The 26,010-nt window shown below is 67.9% G+C and carries 24 protein-coding genes; 16 read left to right on the forward strand and 8 right to left on the reverse strand.

Translation table 11 applies throughout. The features are described from left to right. Nucleotides 1-7: 7 nt before the first annotated feature. The 11 genes from nuoE to BN3385_RS26950 all read left to right on the forward strand — a co-directional run bounded on the left by nuoE (nt 8) and on the right by BN3385_RS26950 (nt 13,275). Entirely contained in the window at nt 8-709 is a 702-nt protein-coding gene (gene nuoE, locus BN3385_RS26900) for an NADH-quinone oxidoreductase subunit NuoE (RefSeq protein WP_059021610.1), read from the forward strand. Then, nucleotides 706-2,019, forward strand: coding sequence for an NADH-quinone oxidoreductase subunit NuoF (nuoF, locus tag BN3385_RS26905; protein WP_059021612.1), 1,314 nt, complete (start codon nt 706-708; stop codon nt 2,017-2,019). The genes nuoE and nuoF overlap by 4 nt, the downstream gene beginning before the upstream one ends. An 82-nt stretch (nt 2,020-2,101) precedes the next feature. After that, a complete protein-coding gene (locus tag BN3385_RS26910; RefSeq protein ID WP_059021614.1) occupies nt 2,102-4,486 on the forward strand; it encodes an NADH-quinone oxidoreductase subunit G in 2,385 nt (794 codons plus the stop codon). Beyond that, on the forward strand, nt 4,483-5,724 hold the full coding sequence (nuoH, locus tag BN3385_RS26915) for an NADH-quinone oxidoreductase subunit NuoH (protein WP_059021615.1): 1,242 nt from the start codon (nt 4,483-4,485) through the stop codon (nt 5,722-5,724). The genes BN3385_RS26910 and nuoH overlap by 4 nt, the downstream gene beginning before the upstream one ends. Continuing rightward, entirely contained in the window at nt 5,717-6,301 is a 585-nt protein-coding gene (gene nuoI, locus BN3385_RS26920; protein WP_059021617.1) for an NADH-quinone oxidoreductase subunit NuoI, read from the forward strand. Before nuoH ends, nuoI begins: the two co-directional genes overlap by 8 nt. 125 nt (nt 6,302-6,426) lie before the next feature. Then, complete coding sequence (locus BN3385_RS26925; protein ID WP_059021619.1) at nt 6,427-7,188, forward strand: NADH-quinone oxidoreductase subunit J; 762 nt, start codon at nt 6,427-6,429, stop codon at nt 7,186-7,188. Beyond that, nucleotides 7,185-7,484, forward strand: coding sequence for an NADH-quinone oxidoreductase subunit NuoK (gene nuoK / locus BN3385_RS26930; protein ID WP_059021621.1), 300 nt, complete (start codon nt 7,185-7,187; stop codon nt 7,482-7,484). Before BN3385_RS26925 ends, nuoK begins: the two co-directional genes overlap by 4 nt. 11 nt (nt 7,485-7,495) lie before the next feature. Then, the gene (gene nuoL, locus BN3385_RS26935) at nt 7,496-9,379 is read left to right on the forward strand and encodes an NADH-quinone oxidoreductase subunit L (RefSeq protein ID WP_059022451.1); all 1,884 of its coding nucleotides are present in this window, start codon (nt 7,496-7,498) and stop codon (nt 9,377-9,379) included. Between the two features lie 4 nt (nt 9,380-9,383). Continuing rightward, nucleotides 9,384-10,949 (forward strand): NADH-quinone oxidoreductase subunit M, encoded by a 1,566-nt coding sequence (locus tag BN3385_RS26940; protein WP_059021623.1) that lies wholly within the window; start codon nt 9,384-9,386, stop codon nt 10,947-10,949. Continuing rightward, a complete protein-coding gene (gene nuoN, locus BN3385_RS26945) occupies nt 10,946-12,511 on the forward strand; it encodes an NADH-quinone oxidoreductase subunit NuoN (RefSeq protein ID WP_059021625.1) in 1,566 nt (521 codons plus the stop codon). Before BN3385_RS26940 ends, nuoN begins: the two co-directional genes overlap by 4 nt. Beyond that, nucleotides 12,511-13,275 carry an enoyl-CoA hydratase gene (locus BN3385_RS26950; protein WP_082690671.1) on the forward strand — a complete coding sequence of 255 codons (765 nt, stop codon included), beginning with the start codon at nt 12,511-12,513 and terminating at the stop codon, nt 13,273-13,275. Before nuoN ends, BN3385_RS26950 begins: the two co-directional genes overlap by 1 nt. A 79-nt stretch (nt 13,276-13,354) precedes the next feature. Here BN3385_RS26950 and BN3385_RS26955 read toward each other — a convergent pair whose 3' ends face one another. The 3 genes from BN3385_RS26955 to BN3385_RS26965 are packed head-to-tail and all read right to left on the reverse strand — an operon-like array spanning nt 13,355 to nt 15,292. Further along, nucleotides 13,355-14,242 carry an SDR family NAD(P)-dependent oxidoreductase gene (locus tag BN3385_RS26955; RefSeq protein WP_059021629.1) on the reverse strand — a complete coding sequence of 296 codons (888 nt, stop codon included), beginning with the start codon at nt 14,240-14,242 and terminating at the stop codon, nt 13,355-13,357. A gap of 31 nt (nt 14,243-14,273) precedes the next feature. Further along, a complete protein-coding gene (locus BN3385_RS26960) occupies nt 14,274-14,876 on the reverse strand; it encodes a TetR/AcrR family transcriptional regulator C-terminal ligand-binding domain-containing protein (protein WP_059021631.1) in 603 nt (200 codons plus the stop codon). 41 nt (nt 14,877-14,917) lie between these two features. Continuing rightward, nucleotides 14,918-15,292 carry a DoxX family protein gene (locus BN3385_RS26965; protein WP_059021634.1) on the reverse strand — a complete coding sequence of 125 codons (375 nt, stop codon included), beginning with the start codon at nt 15,290-15,292 and terminating at the stop codon, nt 14,918-14,920. An 81-nt stretch (nt 15,293-15,373) separates the two neighbouring features. Between BN3385_RS26965 and BN3385_RS26970 the strand changes: the two genes are divergently transcribed. The 3 genes from BN3385_RS26970 (at nt 15,374) to BN3385_RS26980 (ending at nt 18,236) form a co-directional block, all read left to right on the forward strand. After that, nucleotides 15,374-15,892 (forward strand): MarR family winged helix-turn-helix transcriptional regulator, encoded by a 519-nt coding sequence (locus BN3385_RS26970; protein WP_059021636.1) that lies wholly within the window; start codon nt 15,374-15,376, stop codon nt 15,890-15,892. Between the two features lie 89 nt (nt 15,893-15,981). Next, nucleotides 15,982-17,121 (forward strand): phosphotransferase family protein, encoded by a 1,140-nt coding sequence (locus tag BN3385_RS26975; RefSeq protein WP_059021638.1) that lies wholly within the window; start codon nt 15,982-15,984, stop codon nt 17,119-17,121. A gap of 2 nt (nt 17,122-17,123) precedes the next feature. After that, a complete protein-coding gene (locus BN3385_RS26980; RefSeq protein ID WP_059021640.1) occupies nt 17,124-18,236 on the forward strand; it encodes an Rv3169 family protein in 1,113 nt (370 codons plus the stop codon). A 70-nt stretch (nt 18,237-18,306) separates the two neighbouring features. On the opposite strand, the gene BN3385_RS26985 is transcribed toward BN3385_RS26980, so the two are convergent. Then, entirely contained in the window at nt 18,307-19,284 is a 978-nt protein-coding gene (locus BN3385_RS26985; RefSeq protein WP_059021642.1) for a TIGR03617 family F420-dependent LLM class oxidoreductase, read from the reverse strand. Between the two features lie 113 nt (nt 19,285-19,397). On the opposite strand from BN3385_RS26985, the gene BN3385_RS26990 reads away from it, so the two are divergent. Further along, entirely contained in the window at nt 19,398-20,735 is a 1,338-nt protein-coding gene (locus tag BN3385_RS26990; RefSeq protein WP_059021644.1) for a flavin monoamine oxidase family protein, read from the forward strand. Here BN3385_RS26990 and BN3385_RS26995 read toward each other — a convergent pair. Next, a complete protein-coding gene (locus tag BN3385_RS26995) occupies nt 20,725-21,672 on the reverse strand; it encodes an alpha/beta fold hydrolase (protein WP_059022452.1) in 948 nt (315 codons plus the stop codon). The genes BN3385_RS26990 and BN3385_RS26995 overlap by 11 nt on opposite strands. 125 nt (nt 21,673-21,797) lie before the next feature. Between BN3385_RS26995 and bluB the strand changes: the two genes are divergently transcribed. After that, the gene (gene bluB / locus BN3385_RS27000) at nt 21,798-22,463 is read left to right on the forward strand and encodes a 5,6-dimethylbenzimidazole synthase (protein WP_059021646.1); all 666 of its coding nucleotides are present in this window, start codon (nt 21,798-21,800) and stop codon (nt 22,461-22,463) included. On the opposite strand, the gene BN3385_RS27005 is transcribed toward bluB, so the two are convergent. The 3 genes from BN3385_RS27005 to BN3385_RS27015 form a co-directional block, all read right to left on the reverse strand. After that, entirely contained in the window at nt 22,449-23,513 is a 1,065-nt protein-coding gene (locus tag BN3385_RS27005; RefSeq protein ID WP_059021648.1) for an FAD-binding oxidoreductase, read from the reverse strand. The two genes, bluB and BN3385_RS27005, sit on opposite strands and share 15 nt — an antisense overlap. Then, nucleotides 23,513-25,195 (reverse strand): hydroxylamine reductase, encoded by a 1,683-nt coding sequence (hcp, locus tag BN3385_RS27010; RefSeq protein WP_059021650.1) that lies wholly within the window; start codon nt 25,193-25,195, stop codon nt 23,513-23,515. The genes BN3385_RS27005 and hcp overlap by 1 nt, the downstream gene beginning before the upstream one ends. Before the next feature lie 93 nt (nt 25,196-25,288). Then, on the reverse strand, nt 25,289-25,990 hold the full coding sequence (locus BN3385_RS27015; protein WP_059021652.1) for a Crp/Fnr family transcriptional regulator: 702 nt from the start codon (nt 25,988-25,990) through the stop codon (nt 25,289-25,291). Nucleotides 25,991-26,010: the final 20 nt, after the last annotated feature.

The raw sequence follows: 26,010 nt of genomic DNA on the forward strand, positions 1-26,010 counted from the left end.
GTGCTAGGTGAGTGTCGATCTCGTGTTGGGTCCGCGGCCCGAGGAATCCGGTCCGCCGATCGGCGGCCGGGACGCCTACCCGGCTGATGTCACCGCGCGGCTGGCCGCCGATGCGGCCACCATCATCGGCCGCTATCCGCAGCCGCGTTCGGCGCTGCTGCCGCTGCTGCATCTGGTGCAGTCCGAAGACGGCTACCTGACCAAGGCCGGGATCGCGTTCTGCGCCAAGCAGTTAGGGCTCACCGACGCCGAGGTGACCGCGGTGGCCACGTTCTACTCGATGTACCGGCGCACCCCGACCGGTGACTACCTGGTGGGCGTGTGCACCAACACGCTGTGCGCCATCATGGGCGGTGACGCCATCCTGGAGGCCCTGGAAACCGAGCTGGCGATCCACCCGGGCCAGACGACAACCGACGGCCGGATCACCCTCGAACATATCGAATGCAACGCCGCCTGCGACTACGCCCCCGTAGTCATGGTCAACTGGGAGTTCTTCGACAACCAAACTCCCAGCAGCGCAAAAGAACTCGTTCAGGCCCTGCGCGACGGCGCCCCGGTGACTCCCACCCGCGGCGCCACCCTGTGCCCATTCCGCGAGACCGCCCGCACATTGGCCGGCGTCGGCCCCGACGTCACCGACACCAGCCTGCCGGGCGATGCGACACTCGCCGGCCTCCGGGTAGCCCGCGCGGAAGGGGTGCAATGACGCTGACGCCCGTGCTGAGCCGGTTCTGGGACGAGCCCGAGCCCTGGACGCTGGACACCTATCTACGCCACGACGGCTATCAGGCATTGCGCACCGCGCTGGGAATGAAGCCCGACGACGTCATCTCGACGGTCAAGGAGTCCGGCCTGCGCGGCCGCGGGGGCGCGGGCTTCCCCACCGGGACCAAGTGGTCGTTCATCCCCCAGGACGCCACCGGCGCCGGCGCCAAACCCAAGTACCTGGTGATCAACGCCGACGAGTCCGAACCGGGCACGTGTAAAGACATTCCGCTGATGTTCACCACACCGCATTTCCTGGTGGAGGGTGCGATCATTGCCGCGTATGCCATCCGCGCCCGGCACGCGTTCATCTACGTGCGCGGCGAGGTGGTGCCGGTGCTGCGCCGCCTGCAGAGCGCGGTGGCCGAGGCCTATCAGGCGGGCTATCTGGGCACCGACATCCTGGGCTCGGGTTTCGATCTGGATCTGATCGTGCACGCCGGTGCCGGGGCCTACATCTGCGGTGAGGAGACCGCGCTGCTCGACTCGCTGGAAGGCCGCCGCGGTCAGCCCCGGCTGCGCCCGCCGTTTCCCGCGGTCGCGGGTCTGTACGCCAGCCCCACCGTCGTCAACAACGTGGAATCCATCGCCAGCGTCCCGCCGATCCTGCACAACGGGGTGGACTGGTTCAAGTCGATGGGAAGCGAGAAATCGCCCGGCTTCACACTGTATTCGCTGTCCGGGCACGTGACCCGGCCCGGCCAGTACGAAGCCCCACTGGGGATCACGTTGCGCGAACTGCTCGACTACGCCGGCGGTATCCGCGCCGGGCATGAGCTCAAGTTCTGGACCCCCGGCGGCTCGTCCACTCCGCTGCTGACCGCCGAACATCTCGACGTACCACTGGATTACGAAGGCATGGCCTCGGTCGGGTCGATGCTGGGCACCAAGGCGCTGCAGATCTTCGACGAGACCACCTGTGTGGTGCGCGCGGTGCGCCGCTGGACGCAGTTCTACGCCCACGAGTCGTGCGGCAAGTGCACACCATGCCGGGAAGGCACCTACTGGCTGAGCCAGATCTACGAACGGCTGGAAACCGGCCGCGGCACCACCGAGGACATCGACAAGCTGCTCGACATCTCCGACACCATCTTCGGAAAGTCGTTCTGCGCGTTGGGCGACGGCGCAGCCTCACCGATCATCTCCTCGATCAAGTACTTCCGCGAGGAGTACGAGGCGCACCTGGAGGGCAGCTGCCCGTTCGACCCGTACGCCGCCATGCTGTCGGCACCGGAAGGAGTCGGAGCATGACGCGCGCGAGCGTTGAGTGTGCGCTCAGGGCGCGTAATCGGCGGAATTCCCGCCCTGGACGCACACTCGACGGGAGGCGGCGATGACACAGGCCCCGGAAACCCAGGTGCCGGCAACTCCACCCGTCGAGATGGTCAACCTGGTCATTGACGACGTCGAGGTGGCGGTCCCCAAGGGCACCTTGGTGATTCGCGCCGCCGAACTGCTCGGTGTGCAGATCCCCCGGTTCTGCGACCATCCCCTGCTCGACCCGGTGGGCGCCTGCCGGCAGTGCCTGGTCGAGGTCGAGGGCCAGCGCAAGCCGATGGCGAGCTGCACCACCACCGTCAGCGACGGGATGGTGGTGCGCACCCAGTTCACCTCGGCGGCCGCCGACAAGGCCCAGCACGGGGTGATGGAACTACTGCTGATCAACCACCCGCTGGACTGCCCGATCTGCGACAAGGGCGGGGAATGCCCGCTGCAGAACCAGGCGATGTCCAACGGCCGGGTGGAGACCCGCTTCACCGATATCAAGCGCACCTTCCCTAAGCCGATCAACCTGTCCAGCCAGGTGCTGCTGGACCGGGAACGCTGTGTGCTGTGCGCACGGTGCACCCGGTTCTCCAACCAGATCGCCGGGGATCCGTTCATCGAGCTGCTCGAACGCGGGGCCCTGCAGCAGGTCGGCATCGCCCCCGGCGAGGCGTTCGACTCCTACTTCAGCGGCAACACCGTGCAGATCTGCCCGGTCGGCGCCCTGACCGGTACCGCCTACCGGTTCCGGGCCCGCCCGTTCGACCTGGTGTCCAGCCCGAGTGTGTGCGAGCACTGCGCCTCGGGCTGCTCACAGCGCACCGACCACCGCCGCGGTGTGGTCCTGCGCCGGCTGGCCGGCGACGACCCCGAGGTCAACGAGGAATGGAACTGCGACAAGGGCCGCTGGGCCTTCACCTACCCGACCCTCGGTGACCGGATCACCGCTCCCCTGGTGCGCGACGACGACGGCAGCCTTCGCCCGGCGTCCTGGTCGGAGGCCATCGCCACCGCCGTCGCCGGACTGACCACCGGACGCACCGGCGTCCTGGTCGGCGGTCGGACCACCACCGAGGACGCCTACGCCTACGCGAAGTTCGCCCGAATGGTGCTGCGCACCAACGATATCGACATGCGCAGCCGGCCCCACTCCGACGAAGAGGCCCAGTTCCTCGCCGCCCACGTCGCGGGCCGCCGGGCCATCAGCTACGCCGACCTGGAAGCCGCACCGGTGGTGGTGCTGGCGGGCCTGGAACCCGAAGAAGAGTCGCCGATCGTGTTCCTGCGACTGCGCAAAGCGGTCCGCAAGCATGGCCTGAAGGTCGTGGCGGTCGCGCCGCTGGCCTCCCGCGGCTCGGTCAAGCTCGCCGCCGCTGTGATCGCCACCGCCCCGGGCGCCGAAGCCGACGCCCTGGACGGACTCGACCCCGCGCTGCTGTCCCAGCCCGGAGCGATCCTGCTGATCGGGGAACGGCTGGCCACCAGCCCCGGCGCCCTGTCGGCGGCCGCGCGGGTGGCCGAACGCACCGGCGCCCGGCTGGCCTGGGTACCGCGACGCGCCGGGGAACGCGGTGCGGTCGAGGCCGGCTGCCTGCCCAACCTGCTGCCCGGCGGACGGCCGGTGTCCGATGCGGGGGCTCGCGAACAGCTCGCCGCCGCCTGGCATATCGACGAGATCGCCGCCGACACCGGCCGCGACACGTCCGCGATCCTGTCCGCAGCCGCTGGCGGTGACCTCGACGCGCTGCTGATCGCCGGTGTCGAACCGGCCGACCTGCCCGACCCGCACGCCGCGCTGGCTGCGATCGAGGCGGCCGGTTTCGTGGTGAGCCTGGAATTGCGAGAATCCGCGGTCACCGCCCTGGCCGATGTGGTGTTCCCGGTGGCACCGGTCGCCGAGAAGGCCGGATCGTTCACCAACTGGGAAGGCCGGAGCCGGCCATTCGAGCCAGCACTGGCATCCAATGCGTTCTCCGATCTGCGGGTGTTGCAGACCATGGCCGACGACGTCGGTGCCGATCTGGGCTTCCGCACCGCCGATGAGGCCCGCGCCGAGATGGCCGCACTCGGCGTCTGGGACGGCGAGCGGCCCGCCGCACCTGACGTGGCCCCGGTCCCGCCACCCGCGCTCGACAGCGACGAGGCGGTGCTGGCCGGTTGGCGAATGCTGTTGGACGACGGCCGGTTACAGGACGGCGAGCCGTACCTGGCGGGGACGGCACGTCCGCCGGTGGTGCGGTTGTCCGCGGCCACCGCGGCGGGTATCGGCGCCACCGAGGGTGAGCTGGTCAGTGTGTCCAGCGGGCGCGGCGCGATCACGTTGCCGCTGGCGATCACCGAGATGCCCGACGGGGTGGTGTGGTTGCCGCTGCGGTCACCGGGAAGCGCGGTGCACGAGCAGCTGGCGGTGACCACCGGCACGGTGGTCCAGATCGAGCGGGAGGCGCAGTGAAGTATCCCGACCCGGCGGTGTTCGGCCACGATCCGTGGTGGCTGATCCTGGCCAAGGCGCTGGCGATCTTCGTGTTCCTGTTGCTGACGGTCCTGGTGGCGATCCTGGCCGAACGCAAGATCCTGGGCCGCATGCAGTTGCGCTACGGCCCGAACCGGGTCGGCCCGTTCGGGCTGCTGCAGTCCCTGGCCGACGGCATCAAACTCGCTCTCAAGGAGGGGCTGACGCCAGCCGGGGTGGACAAGCCCATCTACCTTCTGGCGCCGATCATTTCGGTGATCCCCGCCATCACCGCCTTCGCCGTGATCCCGATGGGCCCGGTGGTGTCGGTGTTCGGCCACCAAACCCCGCTACAGCTGACCGACCTGCCCGTCGCGGTGCTCTACATCCTGGCCGTCACCTCCATCGGGGTGTACGGGATCGTGCTGGCTGGCTGGGCGTCGGGCTCGACCTATCCGCTGCTGGGCGGGCTGCGCTCCAGCGCCCAGGTGGTGTCCTACGAGATCGCGATGGCACTGTCGTTCGCGGCGGTGTTCGTCTACGCCGGAACGATGTCGACCTCCGGAATCGTTGCCGCCCAGGAGAAGACGTGGTACGTGTTCCTGCTGCTGCCCTCGTTCGCGGTGTACGTCACCGCCATGGTCGGGGAGACCAACCGGGCGCCGTTCGACCTTCCCGAAGCCGAGGGTGAACTGGTCGGCGGGTTCCACACCGAGTACAGCTCACTGAAGTTCGCGATGTTCATGCTCGCCGAGTACGTCAACATGACCACCGTCTCGGCGCTGGCGACCACCCTGTTCCTGGGCGGCTGGCATGCGCCGTGGCCGCTGAGCCTGATCCCGGGCGCCAACTCGGGGTGGTGGCCGCTGATCTGGTTCGTGGCCAAGGTGTGGACGTTCCTGTTCGTGTTCATGTGGCTGCGGGCCACGCTGCCACGCATGCGCTACGACCAGTTCATGGCGCTGGGCTGGAAACTGCTCATCCCGGTCTCCCTGGTCTGGATCATGATCGTGGCGGTCTTGCACTCGGCCAACATCACCGGTGTCACCCCCGGCCTGATCGCCGCCGCCGGCCTGCTGCTGGCCCTGCTGGCAGTGAATGCGCTGCGCCGCAAGCTCGCCGAGCGGCACACCACCCCGCCGCCATCGCCGGCGGATATCGGCGCATTCCCGATTCCACCGCTACCCGGCCAATCGGCGCCCGGCGCGACGACAGCGAGGGAGACAGCAGATGCCTAAGTTCATCGACGCCGTCAAGGGTTTCGGCGTGACGTTGGGATCGATGTTCAAGAAGCCGATCACCGAGGGTTATCCGGAGAAGCCGGGGCCGGTGGCACCGCGCTATCACGGCCGTCATCAGCTCAACCGCTACCCCGACGGGCTGGAGAAGTGCATCGGCTGCGAGCTGTGCGCGTGGGCGTGCCCGGCTGACGCGATCTACGTCGAGGGTGCGGATAACACAGAGGCCGAACGGTTTTCGCCCGGTGAGCGCTACGGGCGGGTGTATCAGATCAACTATCTGCGTTGCATCGGCTGCGGACTGTGCATCGAGGCCTGCCCCACCCGGGCGCTGACCATGACCAACATCTACGAGCTCGCCGACGACAACCGCGGGGATCTGATCTACGGCAAGGACAAGCTGCTGGCCCCGCTGCAGCCGGGGATGCAGGCCCCGCCGCACGCAATGGCGCCCGGCAGCACCGATGACGACTACTACCTGGGGCGCGTCGCCGGCGGGTTGGGGGTACCTCCCGCTTGCGGGGGCGAGCGAAGCGACTCGGGGATCAGGTCCGGCACGGAGGAGGTGACGCGATGACGATCACCCAGCACCGATGACGACTACTACCTGGGGCGCGTCGCCGGCGGGTTGGGGGTACCTCCCGCTTGCGGGGGCGAGCGAAGCGACTCGGGGATCAGGTCCGGCACGGAGGAGGTGACGCGATGACGATCACCCTGCTGGCCGCCGAGACCCTGACCCGCACCTCGACCGCCGAAGCGGTGGCGTTCTGGATCCTGGGCGCCATCGCAATTGCCGGCGCGATCGGCGTGGTCGTGGCCCCGAAGGCCGTCTACGCCGCGATCTTCCTGGCCTCGACGATGATCGCGCTGGCCATGATCTATGTGGCCCAGGATGCCCTGTTCCTCGGGGTGGTGCAGGTGGTGGTCTACACCGGAGCGGTGATGATGCTCTTCCTGTTCGTGCTGATGCTCATCGGCGTGGACTCCTCGGAGTCGCTGGTGGAAACGCTTCGCGGGCAACGGGTTGCAGCCATCGTCGCTGGACTGGGATTCGGCATCCTGCTGATCGCCGGTATCGGCAACGTCGCCACGACCGGTTTCGTCGGGCTGGCACAGGCCAATGCGGGCGGCAATGTCGAGGGTCTGGCCACCCTGATCTTCACCCGCGATCTATGGGCCTTCGAGTTGACCAGCGCCCTGCTGATCACCGCCGCACTCGGTGCGATGGTGCTGGCCCACCGGGAACGCTTCGAGCGGCGCAAGTCCCAGCGTGAGTTGGTGATCGAACGGTTCCGCACCAATCAGCGGGCCACACCACTGCCCGCGCCCGGCGTCTTCGCCCGGCACAATGCTGTCGACACCTTCGCCCGGCTGCCTGACGGCTCCGATGAGAGCTCCTCGGTGTCCACCATCATCGCGCGCCAGAAGGTGTCGGTGCCCGACGGCGGGAACGGTGAGAAATGAACCCGGCGAACTATCTGTATCTGTCGGTGGTGCTGTTCAGCATCGGCGCGGCCGGAGTGTTGTTGCGGCGCAACGCCATCATCATGTTCATGTGCGTGGAGTTGATGCTGAACGCCTGCAACCTGGCGTTCGTCACGTTCTCGCGGATGCACGGCCACCTCGACGGTCAGGTGGTGGCCTTCTTCACCATGGTGGTCGCGGCCTGTGAGGTGGTGGTCGGGCTGGCGATCATCATGACCATCTTCCGAACCCGACGAAGCGCCAACGTCGACGACGCCCACCTGCTCCGGCATTGAACGGCGACGTCATGCAGACACTTCTGTGGTTGACCATTGCGCTGCCCCTGGCCGGGGCGGTGATCCTGCTGCTGGGCGGCAAGGCCACCAACGCCTGGGGCCATCTGCTCGGCTGCGCCACGGTGATCGGCGCATTCGCCTGCGGCGCGGTGCTGTTCACGCATCTGCTCGGCCTGCCCGCCGAGGAGCGCAGCGTGCACGAGGTGCTGTTCTCCTGGGTTCCGGTCGGGGTGCTCAACGTGGACTTCGGCCTGCAACTGGACGCGCTGTCGGTGTGCTTCGTGCTGCTGATCACCGGGGTCGGTGCACTCATCCACATCTACTCGGTCGGCTACATGAAAGAGGACGGCGGTCGTCGTCGATTTTTTGCCTACCTCAACCTGTTCGTCGCCGCCATGCTGCTGCTGGTCCTGGCCGACAACTACCTCGGCCTCTACATGGGCTGGGAAGGCGTCGGATTGGCGTCCTACCTGCTGATCGGCTTCTGGTCGCACAAGCCCAGCGCGGCCGCCGCCGCCAAGAAAGCGTTCGTGGTCAACCGGGTCGGCGATATGGGCCTGGCGATCGCGCTGATGGTGTTGTTCGCCTCGGTCGGGTCGGTCACCTTCAGCACCGTGTTCGCCGCGGTGCCGGGCATGACCAACGGCGCACTGACCGCCGTCGGCCTGCTGCTTCTGCTGGGTGCCTGCGGCAAGAGCGCCCAGGTGCCTCTGCAGTCCTGGCTCGGTGACGCCATGGAGGGTCCTACCCCGGTCTCCGCACTCATCCACGCCGCGACCATGGTCACCGCCGGGGTGTACCTCATCGTGCGCTCCGGCCCGATCTTCAACGCCGCCCCCGCCGCGCAGACCGCCGTCGTGATCGTCGGTGCGGTGACCCTGCTGTTCGGCGCGATCATCGGCTGCGCGAAGGACGACATCAAGAAGGCACTGGCGGCGTCCACGATGTCCCAGATCGGGTACATGGTGCTGGCCGCGGGCCTGGGCCCGGCCGGGTACGCGGTCGCCATCATGCACCTGCTCACCCACGGCTTCTTCAAGGCCGGCCTGTTCCTCGGGGCCGGATCGGTGATGCACGCGATGGACGACGAGACCGATATGCGCCGCTTCGGCGGGCTGCGTCCCCTGCTGCCGGTCACCTTCGCCACCTTCGGCCTCGGCTATCTGGCCATCATCGGGGTGCCGCCGTTCGCGGGCTTCTTCTCCAAGGACGCCATCATCGAAACCGCCTTCAACTCAGGCGGAGTCAAGGGCTTCGCCCTTGGTGGCGCCGCGCTGCTCGGCGCCGGTATCACCGCGTTCTACATGACGCGGGTGATGCTGCTGACGTTCTTCGGCAAGGCCCGCTGGAAGCCCAACACCCACCCGCACGAATCCCCCGCGGTGATGACCTGGCCGATGATCGTGCTCGCCGTCGGATCAGTCGGCGCCGGCGCCTTCCTGGCTATCGGCCACACCCTGCAGAACTGGCTGGAGCCCGTCGTCGGCAGCCACGAAGCCGAACACACCATCCCGGTCTGGATGATGACCGTCACCGCACTGGGCGTCGTCGCCATCGGCGTGGCCGTCGCCTACCGCCAGTACGCCATGCACAACGTTCCCGAGACACCGCCGCAGGATGTCTCGGCACTGACCGTCGCCGCCCGTAAGGACCTCTACGGCGATGCGATCAACGAGGCCACCTTCATGCGCGGTGGCCAGGGACTGACGAAGGCCCTGATCCTGGTCGACGACAAAGCCGTCGACGGTGCAGCCAACGGACTGGCCGCCGTGATCGGCAAGGTCTCCGACGGCCTGCGCACGGTCCAGACCGGCTTCGCCCGCTCGTATGCGCTGTCGATGCTGGCCGGGGCGGCGCTGGTGATCGCCGCGGTGCTGATCCGGACGTGGGGGTGAGACGATGACGACCATCCCGTGGCTCACCTTGCTGTGGGCGATTCCCGTCCTCGGTGCGGCGGTGATCATCGTGCTGCCGGCGTCGCTGCGGCAGTTCGCCAAGTACGCCGGACTGGTGGTGGCACTGGCGGTGCTGGCCCTGTCCCTGATGCTGGCGGCGCGCTTCCAGCCCGGGGGCGAGCAGTTCCAGTTCGTGGAGAACCATCCGTGGATCCCGTCGTTCGGCACCGGCTACATCCTCGGATTGGACGGCATCGCACTGGTTTTGGTGGTTCTCACCGCGGTGCTGGTACCGCTGCTGCTGATCGCCGGCTGGAACGACGCCGACGACCGGCCGGGACTGTCCGGCCGCGGAACACACAGCTACATCGCTCTGACGCTGGCCGTCGAGGGCATGGTGCTGATGTCGCTGGCGGCACTGGACATCCTGCTGTTCTACGTGTTCTTCGAGGCGATGCTGATCCCGATGTACTTCCTCATCGGCGGTTTCGGCGGGGAGAACCGCTCGAAGGCCGCCGTGAAGTTCCTGCTGTACAACCTCTTCGGCGGTCTCGTGATGCTGGCCGCGGTGATCGGCCTGTACGTCGTCACCTCCGCCAGCAAGGCCTTCGACGCCGGCACCTTCGACTTCCGGGCGATCGCCGATGCGGTGGCCAGCGGACAGTTCGTGATGCAACCCGGGGTGGCCAACGCGCTGTTCCTCGGTTTCATGTTCGCCTTCGCGGTGAAGGCACCGTTGTGGCCGTTCCATCGCTGGCTGCCCGACGCTGCCGTGCAGGCCACCCCGGCGTCGGCGGTGCTGATGATGGCGGTGATGGACAAGGTCGGCACCTTCGGCATGCTGCGCTACTGCCTGCCCCTGTTCCCGGATGCGTCAACCTATTTCCGGCCGGTGATCGTCGCCCTGGCAGTGATCGGCATCGTCTACGGCGCCATCCTGGCCATCGGCCAGACCGACGTCATGCGGCTGATCGCCTACACCTCGATCAGCCACTTCGGCTTCATCATCCTGGGCATCTTCGTGATGACAAGTCAGGGCCAGGCCGGCTCCACGCTGTACATGGTCAACCACGGCATCTCCACGGCCGCGCTGTTCCTGATCGCCGGCTTCCTGGTGAGCAGACGGGGCACCCGGGTGATCGCCGACTACGGCGGGGTGCAGAAGGTGGCGCCAGTCCTCGCGGGCACCTTCCTGGTCTCCGGGCTGGCCACGCTGTCGCTGCCCGGGCTGGCGCCCTTCATCAGTGAATTCCTGGTCCTCATCGGCACCTTCACCCGATACCCGGTGTTCGCGGTGTGCGCCACCATCGCCCTGGTGCTCTCGGCGCTCTACGTGCTGTGGATGTACCAGCGGATGATGACCGGACCGGTCACCGAGGGCAATGAGAACGTCCGTGATCTGGGGCGCCGGGAACTTCTGGTCATCGCCCCGCTGATCGCGCTGCTGATCGGTTTGGGCGTGTACCCGAAAGTCGCTCTGGACGTGATCAATCCGGCCGTCACCGCCACCCTCACCTCGATCAACCAGCCGGACCCGGCTCCCACCGTCGCGGAAGGAGCCCGGCCATGACGGCGCCCAGCATCGAATACAGCCAGCTGGCACCGATGTTGATCGTGTTCGGCGTCGCGGTGGCCGGTGTGCTCGTCGAGGCGTTCCTGCCCCGCAAGGCCCGCTACCCCGCCCAGGTGACACTGAGCCTGGCCGGTCTGGTGGTCGCGCTGCTCGCGGTGATCCGGCTGGCCCGCGACCTCGGCGACGGCCTGGGGCAGTCGGCGGTGGCCGGGGCCGTCGACATCGACCGGCCGACCCTGTTCCTGCAGGGCACCATCCTGTTGATCGGGGTGCTCAGCGTGCTGCTGATCGCTGAACGGCGCGCCCCCTCCGAATCACCCGATGGCGCAGTGGCGTTGGATGCCTTCACCCCCGATGCCTCCACCGTGCCCGGCAGCGTCGCCGAGAAGGTGGCGACCAAGGCTGCGCTGATCCAGACCGAGGTCTTCCCGCTCACGATGTTCGCCGTCGGCGGGATGATGCTGTTTCCGGCCGCCGGCGACTTCCTGACGATGTTCATCGCGCTGGAGGTCTTCTCCCTGCCGCTGTACCTGATGTGCGGGCTGGCCCGGCGTCGTCGGCTGCTGTCTCAGGAAGCGTCGCTGAAATACTTTCTGCTCGGGGCATTCTCGTCGGCGTTCTTCCTGTTCGGCATCGCCATGCTGTACGGCTATGCCGGCACGATGAGCCTGACCGGTATCCAGCAGGCCATCAGCGACCGCGCCGACGACACCACGCTGGCGATGGTGGGTACTGCGCTGGTCACCGTCGGTCTGTTGTTCAAGGTCGGCGCGGTGCCCTTCCACTCCTGGGTGCCCGACGTCTACCAGGGTGCTCCCACCCCGATCACCGGGTTCATGGCCGCGGCCACCAAGGTCGCCGCGTTCGGGGCGATGCTGCGGGTGTTCTACGTGGCGCTGCCTGCGCTGCATCATGGTTGGCGGCCGGTGCTGTGGGTGGTGGCGATCCTGACGATGGTGGTCGGCACGATCACCGCGGTCACGCAGACCGACGTCAAGCGGATGCTGGCCTACTCGGCGGTGGCGCACGCCGGTTTCATCATGACCGGTGTGATCGCCGGCAACCGGCCGGGCCTGTCGGCGACGCTGTTCTATCTGTTCGCCTACGCGTTCTCCACCCTGGGCGCTTTCGCGGTGGTCAGCGTGGTCCGCGACGCCAACGGGGCCGAGGAGACGTCGATGGCCCGCTGGGCCGGACTGGGACGGCGCTATCCCCTTGTCGGCGTGGTCTTTTCGCTGTTCCTGCTGGCATTCGCGGGCATCCCGCTGACCAGTGGATTCGTCAGCAAGTTCGCGGTGTTCAAGGCCGCGGGCCAGGGCGGGGCCATCCCGCTTGTGGTGGTCGGTGTGGTGGCCTCGGCCATCGCGGCGTACTTCTATGTGCGGGTGATCGTGCTGATGTTCTTCACCGACCCGCCGGAGGATGCCCCGGAGGTCATCACCCCGAGCGCATTGAGCGTCGCGACGATCACGCTGACGGCAGCCATCACCTTCGCGCTCGGGGCGCTGCCCCAGCCGCTGCTGGACCTAGCGAACAACGCCGCTAGATTCTTGACCTGATGATCCTTCTGAGCGAGGACCACGGCGCGGTCCGGGTCCTGACGATGAACCGACCCGAGGTGCGCAACGCGTTGAGCACCGAACTGTTCGAGGCGTTGTATGCCGCCCTCGGCGAGGCCGACGCGGACGACGCGGTTCGGGCGGTGGTGCTCACCGGCACCGACCCGGCGTTCTGCGCCGGAGTGGACCTCAAGCAGGCCCAGCATCTCGGGATGAACTACTTCTCCCGCTTCGACAAGATGAACTGCATGGACCGCATCGCCGGACTCGGTAAGCCGGTGGTCGGGGCCATCAACGGTGCGACGTTCACCGGCGGGCTGGAGATCGCCCTGGCGTGCGATTTCCTGATCGCCTCCGAGCGGGCGGTGTTCGCCGACACCCATGCCCGGGTCGGCATCCTGCCCGGCGGCGGGATGACCGCGCGGCTGCCGCGGCTGGTCGGCTCGGGGATGGCGCGACGGCTGTCGATGACCGGCGAGGTGGTCGATGCGGCGCGAGCGGAGAAGATCGGTCTGGTCACCGAAGTGGTTGCCCACGAACAGCTTCTACCCCGCGCCCTGGAGCTGGCCGGTCAGATCGCCGAGGTTCCCGGACCGGTGATGTCGGGCTTGAAGGAGATCTACCGGACGGGTTCGGCGGCGATCATCGACCCGGCGCTCAAGGCCGAGCGCGCGGTGTCGGCCAACTCGCATGTCAGCACCGAGGAGCTTGCGGCCCGTCAGCGTGAGGTCGCCGAACGCAACAAGCGCCAGATCGCGGACTGACCTGACAGGTCGCCCAAACCAACGTTTCGCCGCAGAAGTGCGAGAGAAGCGCTGCAGAACGTCGATCTCGGCGACCCGATTAGCCCAGCGCACTCGAGACATTGGTGAACGGGCTGAAGCTGCCGTCGAGCACCTCGAGGTGACCGATGGTGCGGCCGGTCACGACATTCGGATCAACCAGCGTGAGTTCAACGGCGGCCCGGGCGAATTCGTCGTCCGGTGACACGCTGTCGAACTCGGTGCGGTAGTACGACAGGCCGGGTGTCGGGATCGGCCGGGACGGGGCCAGCGCATTGACCGCGATATTGCGCCGCTGCAGATCGAAGGCCGCACACCAGGTCAGGTGTTCCAGCGCGGCCTTCGAACCGCCGTAGCCCGGCAGCACGCCACCGGCGAAATTCTGATACGGCCCATCGCCGGGCACCCGGGAGGCCACCGAGGTGACATTGATGATCGACCCGAGTCCGGCGTCGAACATGTCCGGGCACACCAGCTGCATCAGCTCGTAGGACGCGAACACCCCGATCTCGAAGTGCCGCCGGTAGGCACCCAGCGGGATCGACAGGAATCCGGGCCAGTCGGCGTTGGCCGCCTTGGGGGCACCAGCGGGCTTGGCCGCCTTCGGCGCGGCGTCGGCCTTCGGCGGCCGGCCGGGCGCGGTGAATGCGGCGTTGTTGATCAGGATGGTGATCGGGCCCAGCGCGGCGCGGGCCTCCTCGACCAGCCGCGGGATGTCCTCACGCTCAAGCAGATCCGCCTGAATCGGCACGGCGGTTCCACCGGCGGCCTCGACGGCGGCGACGGTCTCCCCGATGGTGCCGGGCAGCCGTTCGTCCCACTGCTGGGAGGTGCGGGCCACCACCGCGACGGCAGCCCCCTCGGCCGCCAGCGCCAGCGCCGTGGCCCGGCCCAGCCCGCGGCTGGCTCCGGTGACAATCGCCGCGCGTCCCGTCAACCGTCCCGTCATCGCATCGTCCTCTCCGTCACAGGGCACTTCATCACAGGGCGACGCCGTGCACGAGGATCGCCGTCGTCTGGTCCACCCAGTCGTCGTCGAGGTCGCCCTCGGGCACAAGCAGTAACCGCATCATCGTCGCACCGCCGATGAGTTCGATGAGCCGGTCGGGTTCCACATCGGGGTGCACCTCCCGGCAATGCACCGCCTCGACCAGGCGATCGCGGACCAGCGCGAAGAGTCCGGTGAAGCGGGCCATCACCCGTGCGTTCAGCGCCGGGTCGGCACCCATGTCGGCGATCAGGCCCGGTAGCGCAGCACGCACCACCGGGCTGGTGAAGACGTCGCGGGTCGAGGCCAGCATGGCCCGCACATCGTTGGCGACATCACCGGCCGGAGCGAGCAGCGCGGTCGGCGCGGTGGGGAACGCCGCCTCGTGCACCAGTTCCGCCTTGCTCGACCACCGCCGGTACAACGCGGTCTTGGTGGTGCCGGCCCGCTCGGCGACCGCCGCCAGAGTCAGGTTGGCATAACCGATCTCGACCAGGAGCTCGGCGGTGGCGCGCAGGATGGCGGTGTCGATGCGAGGATCGCGGGGACGGCCCGCGGCCCCGGCCTTGTCCACCGACGACGGATCAGCGCTCATAACGCTACTGAGCGTATCGTAATCGCCGCCGGTTGTGGCGATCAGAAGGCGTACGGCCCGAACCGCCCCCAGGCTACGAACAGCGCCAGCGCCAGCAGCACCACATTGGCCGCGATCATCGGCGTCTCCTTGCGACGAGCATGCACCACCGCGGCGCCGATCATGGTGGCCGCCAGACCGACCGCCGCCAGCGGCACTAGCACCGGCGCGATATGCACCAGGGCAGGCAGGATCAGGCCCACCGCCCCGAGGATTTCGACCGCGCCGATGGCTTTGATGCTCGAGGCGCTGAAATCCGACGCCCACCCCATCCCGGACTCCACCAGCTTCTCCGGCGTTGAGACGAGTTTGAACGCACCCGCGCCGGCGAAGACGAGGGCCAGCACGGCCGCCACGATCCACAGAGCAAGATTCACAACAGTTCTCCTATCACTTCAACAGTGAAGTGAACTCTAGAACGGATGACTTCAATGTTCAAGTGAAGCTAGGATCGGGGCATGAGCGACGAGCACCGCTGGCTCGACGATGCCGAGCAAGAGGCCTTCTTCAGCTTCGCCAACGTGGTGATCCGGCTGCCCGGCGTGCTCGATGCGCAGTTGCAGCGCGACGCGGGCATCAGCCACTTCGAGTACGTGGTGATGGCACGGCTGTCGATGACCCCCGACCACGCATTGCGGATGAGCGTGCTCGCCGAGAACGTCCAGGCCTCGCTGTCGCGCCTGTCGCAGGTCGTCGCGAGACTGGAACGCCGCGGCTGGATCGCCCGCAGCCCCGATCCCGACGACGGGCGCTACACCATCGCGACGCTGACCGAGGACGGGATGGCCAAGGTGGTGGCCACCGCTCCCGGGCACGTGGATACCGTGCGCCGCTACGTTTTCGACCGCCTGTCCCCCACTCAGGTCCGGCAACTCGCCACCATCTCCGAGCTCATTCTGGAGACGCTGCCGCCGGACGCAACCTGGCCGGCGGAAGCCTCGCGGCCACGGAAAGGGCGCAAACCACCCACTGGCTGAGACTCGGCGTGGGTGACCCTTGTCTTCGGACGACGGGTCTGCTTTTATAACGCTACTTCCAGTATCGAAATAGGGGTTGGAGGACAACGGTGACCAACCAACCGAACGTCGAAACCGACGTCGACCACCTGCAGCGGTCCGGCCGCGACGTCAGCACGGTGCCCGCGCTGATCTCCGACTGGCTGTCCGGGCATCTGCCCGGCGGGGTGAAGCCGGAGGTGACCGTCGAGAGCGGTATCGACTCCAACGGCATGTCGTCGGAGACGATCATCCTGACCGGCCGCTGGGAACAGGACGGCAAGAAGGTCGAGGAGAAGTGGGTCGCCCGAGTGGCGCCCACCAACGAAGACGTCCCGGTGTTCATCACCTACCGGATGGACCACCAGTTCGACGTCATCCGCCTGGTCGAGGAACTGACCGACGTACCGGTGCCCAAGGTCCGCTACATCGATGCCGAAGGCACGGTGCTGGGCGCCCCGTTCTTCCTGATGGACCACGTCTCGGGCATCGTGCCGCCCGACGTGATGCCGTATACGTTCGGCAGCAACTGGTTTGCCGATGCCAGCCCGGAGGACCAGCGGGCCCTGCAGGACGCCACCGTCGAGGTACTGGCCAAGCTGCACTCGATTCCCGACGCGGAGAAGACATTCGGATTCCTCACCGAAGCCGTGCCGGCCGGTGACACCCCGCTGCGCCGTCAGCTGAACTGGCTGCAGGAGTGGTACCAGTTCGCGGTACCCGACATCGGCCGCTCACCGCTGGTGGAGAAGTCGCTGGAGTGGCTGGAGAAGAACTTCCCCGCCGATATCGCGGCGAAGGACACCGTGCTGGCCTGGGGTGACTCGCGGATCGGCAATGTGCTGTACGAGGACTTCCGCCCCGTCGCCGTGCTGGACTGGGAGATGGCCACCCTGGGTCCGCGCGAGCTGGACGTCGCGTGGATCATCTTCGCGCACAATGTCTTCCAAGAACTGGCCGGCCTGGCCGGAATGCCAGGCCTGCCGGAGGTGATGCGTGAAGAGGATGTGCGCGCCACCTACGAGAAGCTCACCGGCGTCGAACTCGGCGACCTGAAGTGGTTCTACGTCTACTCCGGGGTGATCTGGTGCTGCGTGTTCATGCGCACCGGTGCCCGGAGGGTGCACTTCGGTGAGATCGAGAAGCCCGAGGACGTCGAGTCGACGTTCTACCACGCAAGCCTGCTACGCCGTCTGATCGAGGAGAACTGACCATGCTCGGACCCATGGACGAATACCCGGTTCACCAAGTCCCCCAACCGATTGCGTGGCCCGGATCCTCGGATCGCAACTTCTACGACCGGTCCTACTACAACGCCCACGACCGCAGCGGCGACATCTTCGTCATCACCGGTATCGGCTACTACCCCAACCTCGGCGTGAAGGACGCGTTCTTCCTGGTGCGCCGCGGTGACACCCAGACCGCGGTGCACCTGTCGGACGCCATCGACCAGGATCGGCTCAACCAGCACGTCCTGGGGTACCGCGTCGAGGTCATCGAAGGCCTGCAGAAGCTGCGGATCGTGATGGACGAGACCGAGGGCATCTCCGCCGACCTCACCTGGGAAGGCCTGTTCCCGGTGGTCCAGGAGCAGCCGCACATCATGCGCCAAGGCAACCGGGTGACGCTGGACGCGCAGCGGTTCGCCCAAGTCGGTTCGTGGGCAGGACATATCACGATCGACGGCGAACGGATCGCCGTGGATCCGTCGGTGTGGATCGGCAGCCGCGACCGGTCCTGGGGTATCCGCCCCATCGGCGAGGCCGAGCCTGCCGGCCGTCCCGCCGACCCGCCGTTCGAGGGCATGTGGTGGCTGTACGTGCCGATGGCCTTCGAGGACTTCGGGATCGTCGTCATCATCCAGGAGGCACCTGACGGCTTCCGCTCGCTCAACGACTGCACCCGCATCTGGCGGGACGGCCGGGTGGAGCAGCTGGGCTGGCCGCGGGTGAAGATCCACTACCGCTCCGGCACCCGAATCCCCACTGGCGCAACGATCGAGGCCACCGACGCCAACGGTGCGCCGCTGCGCTTTGATGTCGAGTCCAAGCTGCCGGTGCCGATCCACGTCGGTGGCGGCTACGGCGGCGACTCGGACTGGATCCACGGTGTGTGGAAGGGCGAGAAGTTCACCGAGCGGCTCACCTACGACATGAACGACCCGGCCATCATCGGCCGCGCCGGCTTCGGCGTGATCGACCACGTCGGCCGTGCGGTCTGCCACGACGGCGGGAAGACCTCGGAAGGCTGGGGTCTGTTCGAGCACGGCGCGTTGGGTCGCCACGACCCGTCCGGCTTCGCCGACTGGCTCACCGTCGCCCCCTGACGCATTCAGTCAGAACTCACGCATAACTCCACTCGCACAGTGGCTGCGTGAGTTCTGACTCAACGCAGGGCTAAGTCAATTCGTCGACGATCGCGGCCAGTGCGTCCAGGTCGATCGGACCGGGCTGGTACAGGCACACCGTGTCAGCCAGGCCGTCCACCCGGTTGCGGATGTGCTCGGCGATCTGCTTGGGCGTACCGCAGGCAGCGATGGTGTGCAGCATCTCGTCGGTGATCAGCCCGGCCATCTCCAGCCACTTGCCCTGCTTGGACATCGCATTGAGCTCGGGCTGCAGATCGCCCCAGCCGTGGATGTCGAGCACCGGACGATAGGCCGGCGTCGACCCGTAGAACGACAGCAGCCGGCGCGCGGCGTCATGGTTATCGCCCGCCGACAGGATGATCTCGGGAACGATCGCGAAGTCCGCCTCCGAACGCCCTGCGGCAGCGAGGCCTTCGCGTACCGCGGGCATCGTGGACTCGCGCAGGAACTTCGCCGACCCGAACGGCATCACCAGCAGACCGTCAGCCACCTCCGCGGTCGCCTTGGTGAGCCGCGGCCCGAGTGCGCCGACGTAGATGGGCGGGGGCCCAAAGGGATTCGGCCCGGGATTGAAGGTGGGCGTCATCAGGGTGTGGCGGTAGAACTCGCCGCGGAAGTCGAGGCGTTCACCGGTTTCCCAGGTGTTGAAGATGGCGCGCAGCGCCCGCACCAGTTCGCTCATCCGGGCCACCGGCTTGTCGAACGCCGCCCCGTAACGCTTCTCCACCTGGGCCCGCACCTGGGTGCCCAGGCCCAGGGTGAACCGCCCCTGCGCCAGCAACTGGTGGTCGTAGGCCTGGTGGGCCAACTGGATCGGGTTGCGCGGGAACGCAATTGCGACATTCGTCATGATGTCGAGCCCGCCCACCCCGGCCGCCAACGTCAGCGGCGCGAACACGTCGTGCGGGCCTTCGAAGGTGAAGACGCCGCTGGCGCCAGCCTCTTTCAGCGCGCGGGCACGATCAACGGCATCGGTGGGCCCGAACAGGGCGGTGAGCACCTTCACAAGTCAATGACAGTAATCGAATTCGCGCCGAGATCGACGTTCTGTCCCACTCCACTCGCAGTTGTGCGCCCGTTTGTTGGTTTGGGCGAAGGACAGGAGGGACACTGGGAGCCATGGGCTACGACGTGGTGGTGATCGGGGCGGGATTCGCAGGCCTGACGGCAGCGCGTGAACTGGTCCGTCAGGGATTGAACGTGGTGATCCTGGAGGGCCGCGACCGGGTCGGCGGCCGTTCGAGCACCACCACGCTCTCCGGTGTTCACGTCGACCTCGGCGGCACCTTCGTCGGCCCCACCCAGGACGCCGTGCTGGCACTGGCCGCCGAACTGGGCTGCCCGACGACACCGACCTACATCGACGGCACCAACCTCATCCGCTGGCGCGGCCGGGTGCGCTCCTACCGGGGCACCATCCCGCGCCTCTCGCTACTGAGCCTGCTCGACATCGGCCGGATCCAGTGGCAGGTGGAAAGCCTGTCCCGCGGGGTCGACATCCACAGCCCCTGGACCGCCCCCAAGGCCAAGCACCTGGACAGCATGTCGCTGGGCGACTGGCTGCGCTCGGTCAGCGCCAGCGCCTCCTCGCGCGACCTGATGGCCATCATGGCCCGGGTCACCTGGGGTGCCGAACCCGACGACGTGTCGATGCTGCACGCGGTGCGCTACATCAAGGCCGCCGGCGGCATCAACCGCATGCTCGACGTGGTCGGCGGGGCGCAGCAGGACCATTTCCACGAGGGCACCCAGCAGATCGCGCTGAAGATGGCCGCCGAACTCGGCGAGCGGGTCCGGTTGAACGCCGGGGTGTCGCGCATCGAGTGGTCGGACGACGCCGTCGCCGTCACGTCCAGCGCCGGGGTGGTGGAGGCCCGCCGCGCGATCCTCGCGATTCCGCCGGCGCACCGGATGGGCATCGACGTCGCCCCGGCCCTGCCGATCGAGTACCAGAAGCTGGCACAGCGCTGGCCGCAGGGCGCCCTGAGCAAGGCCTACGCGGTGTACCCACGGCCGTTCTGGCGGGCTGCCGGGCAATCCGGCCAAGCCCTGTCCGATGAGGGCCCGGTGTTCATCACCTTCGACGTCAGCCCGTCTGACGACGGGCCGGGTGTGCTGCTCGGCTTCGTCGACTCCCGCGGCTTCGATGCCTTGGCGCCCGACCAGCGCCGCGATAAAGCCATCAAGGGCTTCGCCGGGCTGTTCGGGGTGGAAGCCGAGAACCCCATCGACTACCTCGACCACTGTTGGGGCGCAGAGACATTCGCCCCCGGTGGGCCGACCGCCGCCGTTCCGCCCGGGTCGTGGACGGAGTTCGGCCCGCTGCTGCGCACGCCGGTGGGCCCGCTGCACTGGGCAGGTACCGAAACGGCCGACGAGTGGACCGGGTTCCTGGACGGCGCGGTGCGCTCCGGTCAGCGCGCCGCCGCTGAAGTCAGCGCGGCCCTCAGGAACTGATGCGCCGTTCGGCCACCACGGACTCGACCAGCGCCCGCAGGTGGCCGTTGACGGTCTCGGGGTGTTCCAGGATCGCGCAGTGCCCACCGGGCACCTCGACCAACTCGACCAGATTCGGTGCAGCCTTGGCGATCTTGCGGGCCTGGCACATCGGCAGCAGCCGGTCCTTGGTGGAGCCGATCACCAGCGTCGGCACGGTCAGACCGGACAGGTCGATGTGGCGGGGGCCCATCTCGTCGACCAGAACCCGCGCCCAGGCCCCGCGGCCCGACGGCGGGGTGGTGGCGAACAGGTCGTGGATGAACTCCGAGATCGACGGGTCAGCGTCGGCGCCGACGGCCATCAGCGTGACGAACCAGCGGCTGCCGGGCTGAGCTCCGCGCAGCAGCGGCGCCCCACCGAACGCCTGGATCATCCGCTTGGCGGCCAGCGACCGTCCGCCGGCCAGCAGGGTGGGCACCCGCAGCAGGTTGATCTCCTCGAGCAGGTCACCGGTGGTGGTGTTGATCAGGGCGACGGCGTCGGCGCGCTCGGTGACGCTGTCCCGGTGCCGCTCAGCCCACGAGCTGATCGCGATACCGCCCATCGAGTGCCCGGCGATGACGGCGCGCTCCCCCGGCCGCAGCGTGGCAGCCAGAACGGCGTCTAGGTCGCCGGCGAGGTGACCGAGGCTGTAGGCCGAGCGGTGCGGCAGACCGCTGCGGCCGTGGCCGCGGTGGTCGTAGGCGATGACGCGGTAGTCGCGGGACAGCTCGTTGATCTGCTCGTGCCAGACGCGCAGCGCGCAGGTGATGCCGTGGGCCAGGACGATCGGGTAGCCGTCCTCGGGTCCGAACACCTCGGTGTGCAGGCGGGTCCCGTCGGCGGCGCGGACCTTGACGGTCCGGCTGGGCGGCAGCTGGGGGCCACGAACGGTGGCCACTGGTGACGCTGGCATGGTGACTCCTCGGTGGCGCAGCGACATTGCCGCGCCGGATCCACAGACTAACCGCCGAATGGCCGGAAAAAGTGCGGTCTCGGCCGCGTCGTTATCGCTTCGAGCCCGATCCCTAGGATGAGCCGGTGCCTGACCACGCGTTTTCCCCTGATCAGCGGCGGGCGGTCTACCGGGTGATCGCCGAACGTCGGGACATGCGCCGGTTCACCCCGGGCTCGATCGTGTCCGACGAGGTCCTGGCCCGTTTGCTGGCCGCCGCGCACGCCGCCCCCAGCGTGGGTCTCATGCAGCCCTGGCGCTTCATCCGGGTCACCGATGACGCGTTGCGCCGCCGGATCCACGCGCTGGTCGACGACGAACGCCGGCTCACCGCCACCGCGCTGGGCGAGCGGGCCGACGAGTTCCTGGCCCTGAAGGTCGAGGGCATCCTGGATTGCGCCGAACTACTGGTCGTGGCGCTGGGCGAGGGACGCGAGGCGCACGTCTTCGGCCGGCGCACCATGCCGCACATGGACCTGGCCTCGGTGTCGTGCGCGATCCAGAACCTGTGGTTGGCCGCGCGTGCCGAGGGGCTCGGGATGGGCTGGGTGTCGTTGTTCGATCCCGGTCGCCTGGCCGAAGCGTTGGCCATGCCGGAGGGCGCCGAACCCGTCGCGATCCTGTGCCTGGGGCCGGTGCCGGACTTTCCGGACCGGCCCGCACTGGAACTCGACCAGTGGGCGTTCGGGCGCCCACTGGCCGAGTTCGTCAGCGAAAACGGTTGGGATACCGCGACCTCAATGCACGGCTGAGAACCGCTCGGCGTGGATCTGCTCGCGCGGCACGCCGACCGCGGTCAGCTGGGCGTAGGCGGCGTCCACCATCGGCGGCGGCCCGCACACGTAGACGTCGGGCCACTCGTCGAGCAGGGCCGCCTCGGCGGCGGCGAGTTCGACGGGATTGCCGGTGGCCCCGGACCATTCACTGTCGGGACGCCACACCACGGTGTCGAACCGGAAGTCCGGCAGCGTCGCGGCCAGCGCCGCCAGCTCGTCCTGGGCGAACACCTCGGCGGGCCGGGTGAGCCCGAAGAACAGCCGGGCCGGCTGAGGATCACCCCACTCCGCCATCCGGCGCACCATCGACAACAGCGGGGACAGTCCCGTTCCGCCCGCAATGAACCACCGCGGCCGAAGCCCGTTCTCCGCCAACGTGAAATCGCCGGACGCGGTGGAGACAGTGAGCTCGTCACCGAGCTGGGCCTGCCCCGTCAGGTACTCCGACATCAACCCGCCGGGCAGCAGCCGGATGAAGAACTCCAGTTCGCCGTCCCAGTTGGCCACGTTGGCCGGTGAGTAGGCCCGCCGGGCGTCGCTGCCGGGGACGGTGATCCGGAGAAACTGGCCGGATTCGAAGTCCGCAGAACAGGTTCCATCGCCGTCGAGCAGCGTGACCCGCAACCGCATCACCGCGTCGGCCACCTGGTCGAGTCCGGTGATGCGGGCCTGGTGGCGCGCCGGTGGCGCGGTGACCACCTGGCCCCGGTCATACGGCAGGTCGATGCGGCAGTCGGTGCGCGGGAAGCTGCGGCACAACAGGATCCCGCCGTCATCCTCGGGTGTCTCGATGACGTCGGGGTCGTGCTCGCCCATCTCGATGCGCCCGGCGGCGAGAACCGCCGAGCAGGCCCCGCAGCCGCCGGACTGGCACGCTGATTTCAGCACCAGCCCGGACCCCTCAGCGGCTGCGAGAACCGTTGTCCCGGAGTCACATCGGATCGTGGACTCCACCCCCTCGTTGGTCACCAGGACGACGTCATACTGCACTTCGGTGTTCACCGGATGCTCGGCGATCTCGGTCATCAGTGCCCCGCCATCGCGTCGGCCAGGTCCTGGGCCGGGTCGCCGATCGGCTTGAGGGCGAACTTCTCCACCAGGATGTCGACCACGGCCGGGGTCAGGAAGGCCGGCAGCGTGGGCCCGAGGCGGATGTTGCGGATGCCCAGCGACAGCAGGGTCAGCAGCACCGCGGCGGCCTTCTGCTCGAACCAGGACACGAACAGGCTCAGCGGCAGGTCGTTGACACCGCAGTCGAAGGCGTTGGCCAGCGCCAGGGCGATCTGCACCGCGGAGTAGCTGTCGTTGCACTGCCCGACGTCGAGCAGGCGCGGGATGCCGCCGATCTCACCGAACTCGTGGGTGTTGAAGCGATACTTGTTGCAGCCCAACGTCATCAGGATGGTGTCGTCGGGTGCGTGATCGGCCACATCGGTGTAGTAGTTGCGGCCCGGTGCCGCGCCGTCGCACCCGCCGATGAGCAGGAATCGCTTGATCGCGCCGTCCTTGACGGCCTGGATCACCGTATCGGCGACCGAGAGCACCGCATCGCGGCCGAACCCGGTGGTGACGGTTTCGGCGGGCACCTCGGTGGTGAAACCGGGCAGCGACTGGGCGGCCTTGACCACCAGCGACAGGTCGGCGGTATCCACGTGGCGGATGCCGGGCCAGCCCACCGGTCCGGTGGTGAAGATGCGGTTGCGGTAGGCCGGTTGCGGCTCGATGAGGCAGTTCGACGTCATGACGATCGGGCCGGGGAACGCGGTGAAGTCGCGCTGCTGGTCCTGCCAGGCGCCGCCGTAGTTGCCGGCCAGGTGGGCGTACTTGTGCAGCTCGGGGTAGCCGTGGGCGGGCAGCATCTCGCCGTGGGTGTAGACGTTGATGCCGGTACCGTCGGTGGCCTCCAGGACCCGGGCCAGGTCATGCAGGTCGTGGCCGGAGACCAGGATCGCCTTACCGACCACCGGTGTCACCCGCACCGGGGTGGGCACCGGGCTGCCGAAACTGCCGGTGTTGGCCGCATCCAGCATCGCCATCACCGCGTAGTTCAACGAGCCGAGTTCCAGGGCGTGCGCCAGCAGAGCGTCGGCGTCGGCAGGCCCTTCGGCCAGGAAAGCCAGGGCGGATTCGATGCCGGCGTCGGTCTCGTCGGTCCGGTAGCCCAGGGCGTGCGCGTGATGGGCGTAGGCGCACACGCCCTTCAGCCCGTACAGGTTGAGGTTGCGCAAGCCGATCACATCGGGGCCCAGGGTGGCCAGCCCGGCGTCGACACCGACGTCGGCGCCCTGGGCGACGACCCCGGAGATCGTGGCAGCGGGCTCGAATTGTGCAGCGCCGGTCAGGGTCTGGGGCTCGACGCCAGCCGCCTTAGCGGCGGCCTCGTAGGCCCGCCGGGCCGTGTCGCGGACCCCGACGGCTTCGGCGATCATCGCCATGAAGCGGGTGGCGTTGAAGTTGACGTTGGTCAGGGTGGTGAACAGGTCGAAGCTGGCGTGCGCAGCGAACTGCGGATCCGGCGCGCCGAGTTCGCGCGCCTTCTGCGCGTACTGACCGATGCCGAGGTTGATGTGGACCAGCACGTCCTGCAGGGCGGCGGTGGTGGCGTCCTTGCCGCAGTTGCCCTTGGTGGCCGAACAGCCGAAGCTCAGCAGGTTCGGGCGGTCCGGGGAATCGGTGCGGTCGGTCTGTTCGCACTGGTAGCAGAACATCGGGTCTCCTTCGTAGCTGGCTGACGACGCTCACGCTAGGAAGGACGGCGAGGACCCACCTTGACCTAGATCAAGACCCGGATGTGGCCCGCCTCACAGTTCGGACTGGCTGCGGGCGTAGGCGTCCAGGGCGCTGACGTCGGGAATCTCCACCACCGAACCGTCGACACGGACCAGGCCCGCTCCGGTCAGTGTCCGCATGGCCCGGGAGAACGTCTCCGGCGTCATACCCAGCCGGGACGCCAGTACCTGCTTGAGTGCGGGCAACTCGATACTGGCCGCCTGGCTCGGCGAGCCGTCGTCGGTGTCCGCCGCCCCGAGGATGTAGGCGATGATCCGCTGGGTGGCCGACTGCAACGACAGCATGGCGATGTCCTGAATCTTCGACTGCAGCCGCTTGGCCATCGAGGCCAGCATGATGCGGGCCATCGCGGGGTCTTCGTCGAGGAGCCGGTCGACGGCGGTCGCCGGCACAAACACCAGAGCGGTGTCCTCCAGTGCGGTCGCGTCGACGGGGTAGGGCTCCCGCAGGAACATCACCGCATGCCCGAAAGCGAATCCGGGACTGATGATTTCGACCACCTTGACCATGCCTTCGGAGTTCGACACCGACAGCTGCATGCGGCCCGCCCGGACCATGTAGAACCCAGTGGACGGGGTGCCGCGCCGGAACAGCACCTGGCCGCCGGGAAGGGAGATCAGGCGGCTCTGTTGCGCGAGGATCGCCATGTGCGCCTGGTCGAGTTCACCGAACATCGGCGCCGACGCGATGGCCTCGTTTAGCTCCTCACTCATTGATGGCGACGCTACCGGTC

The sequence above is a fragment of the Mycobacterium sp. M26 genome (genome assembly GCF_001494595.1).
Lineage (GTDB): Bacteria > Actinomycetota > Actinomycetes > Mycobacteriales > Mycobacteriaceae > Mycobacterium.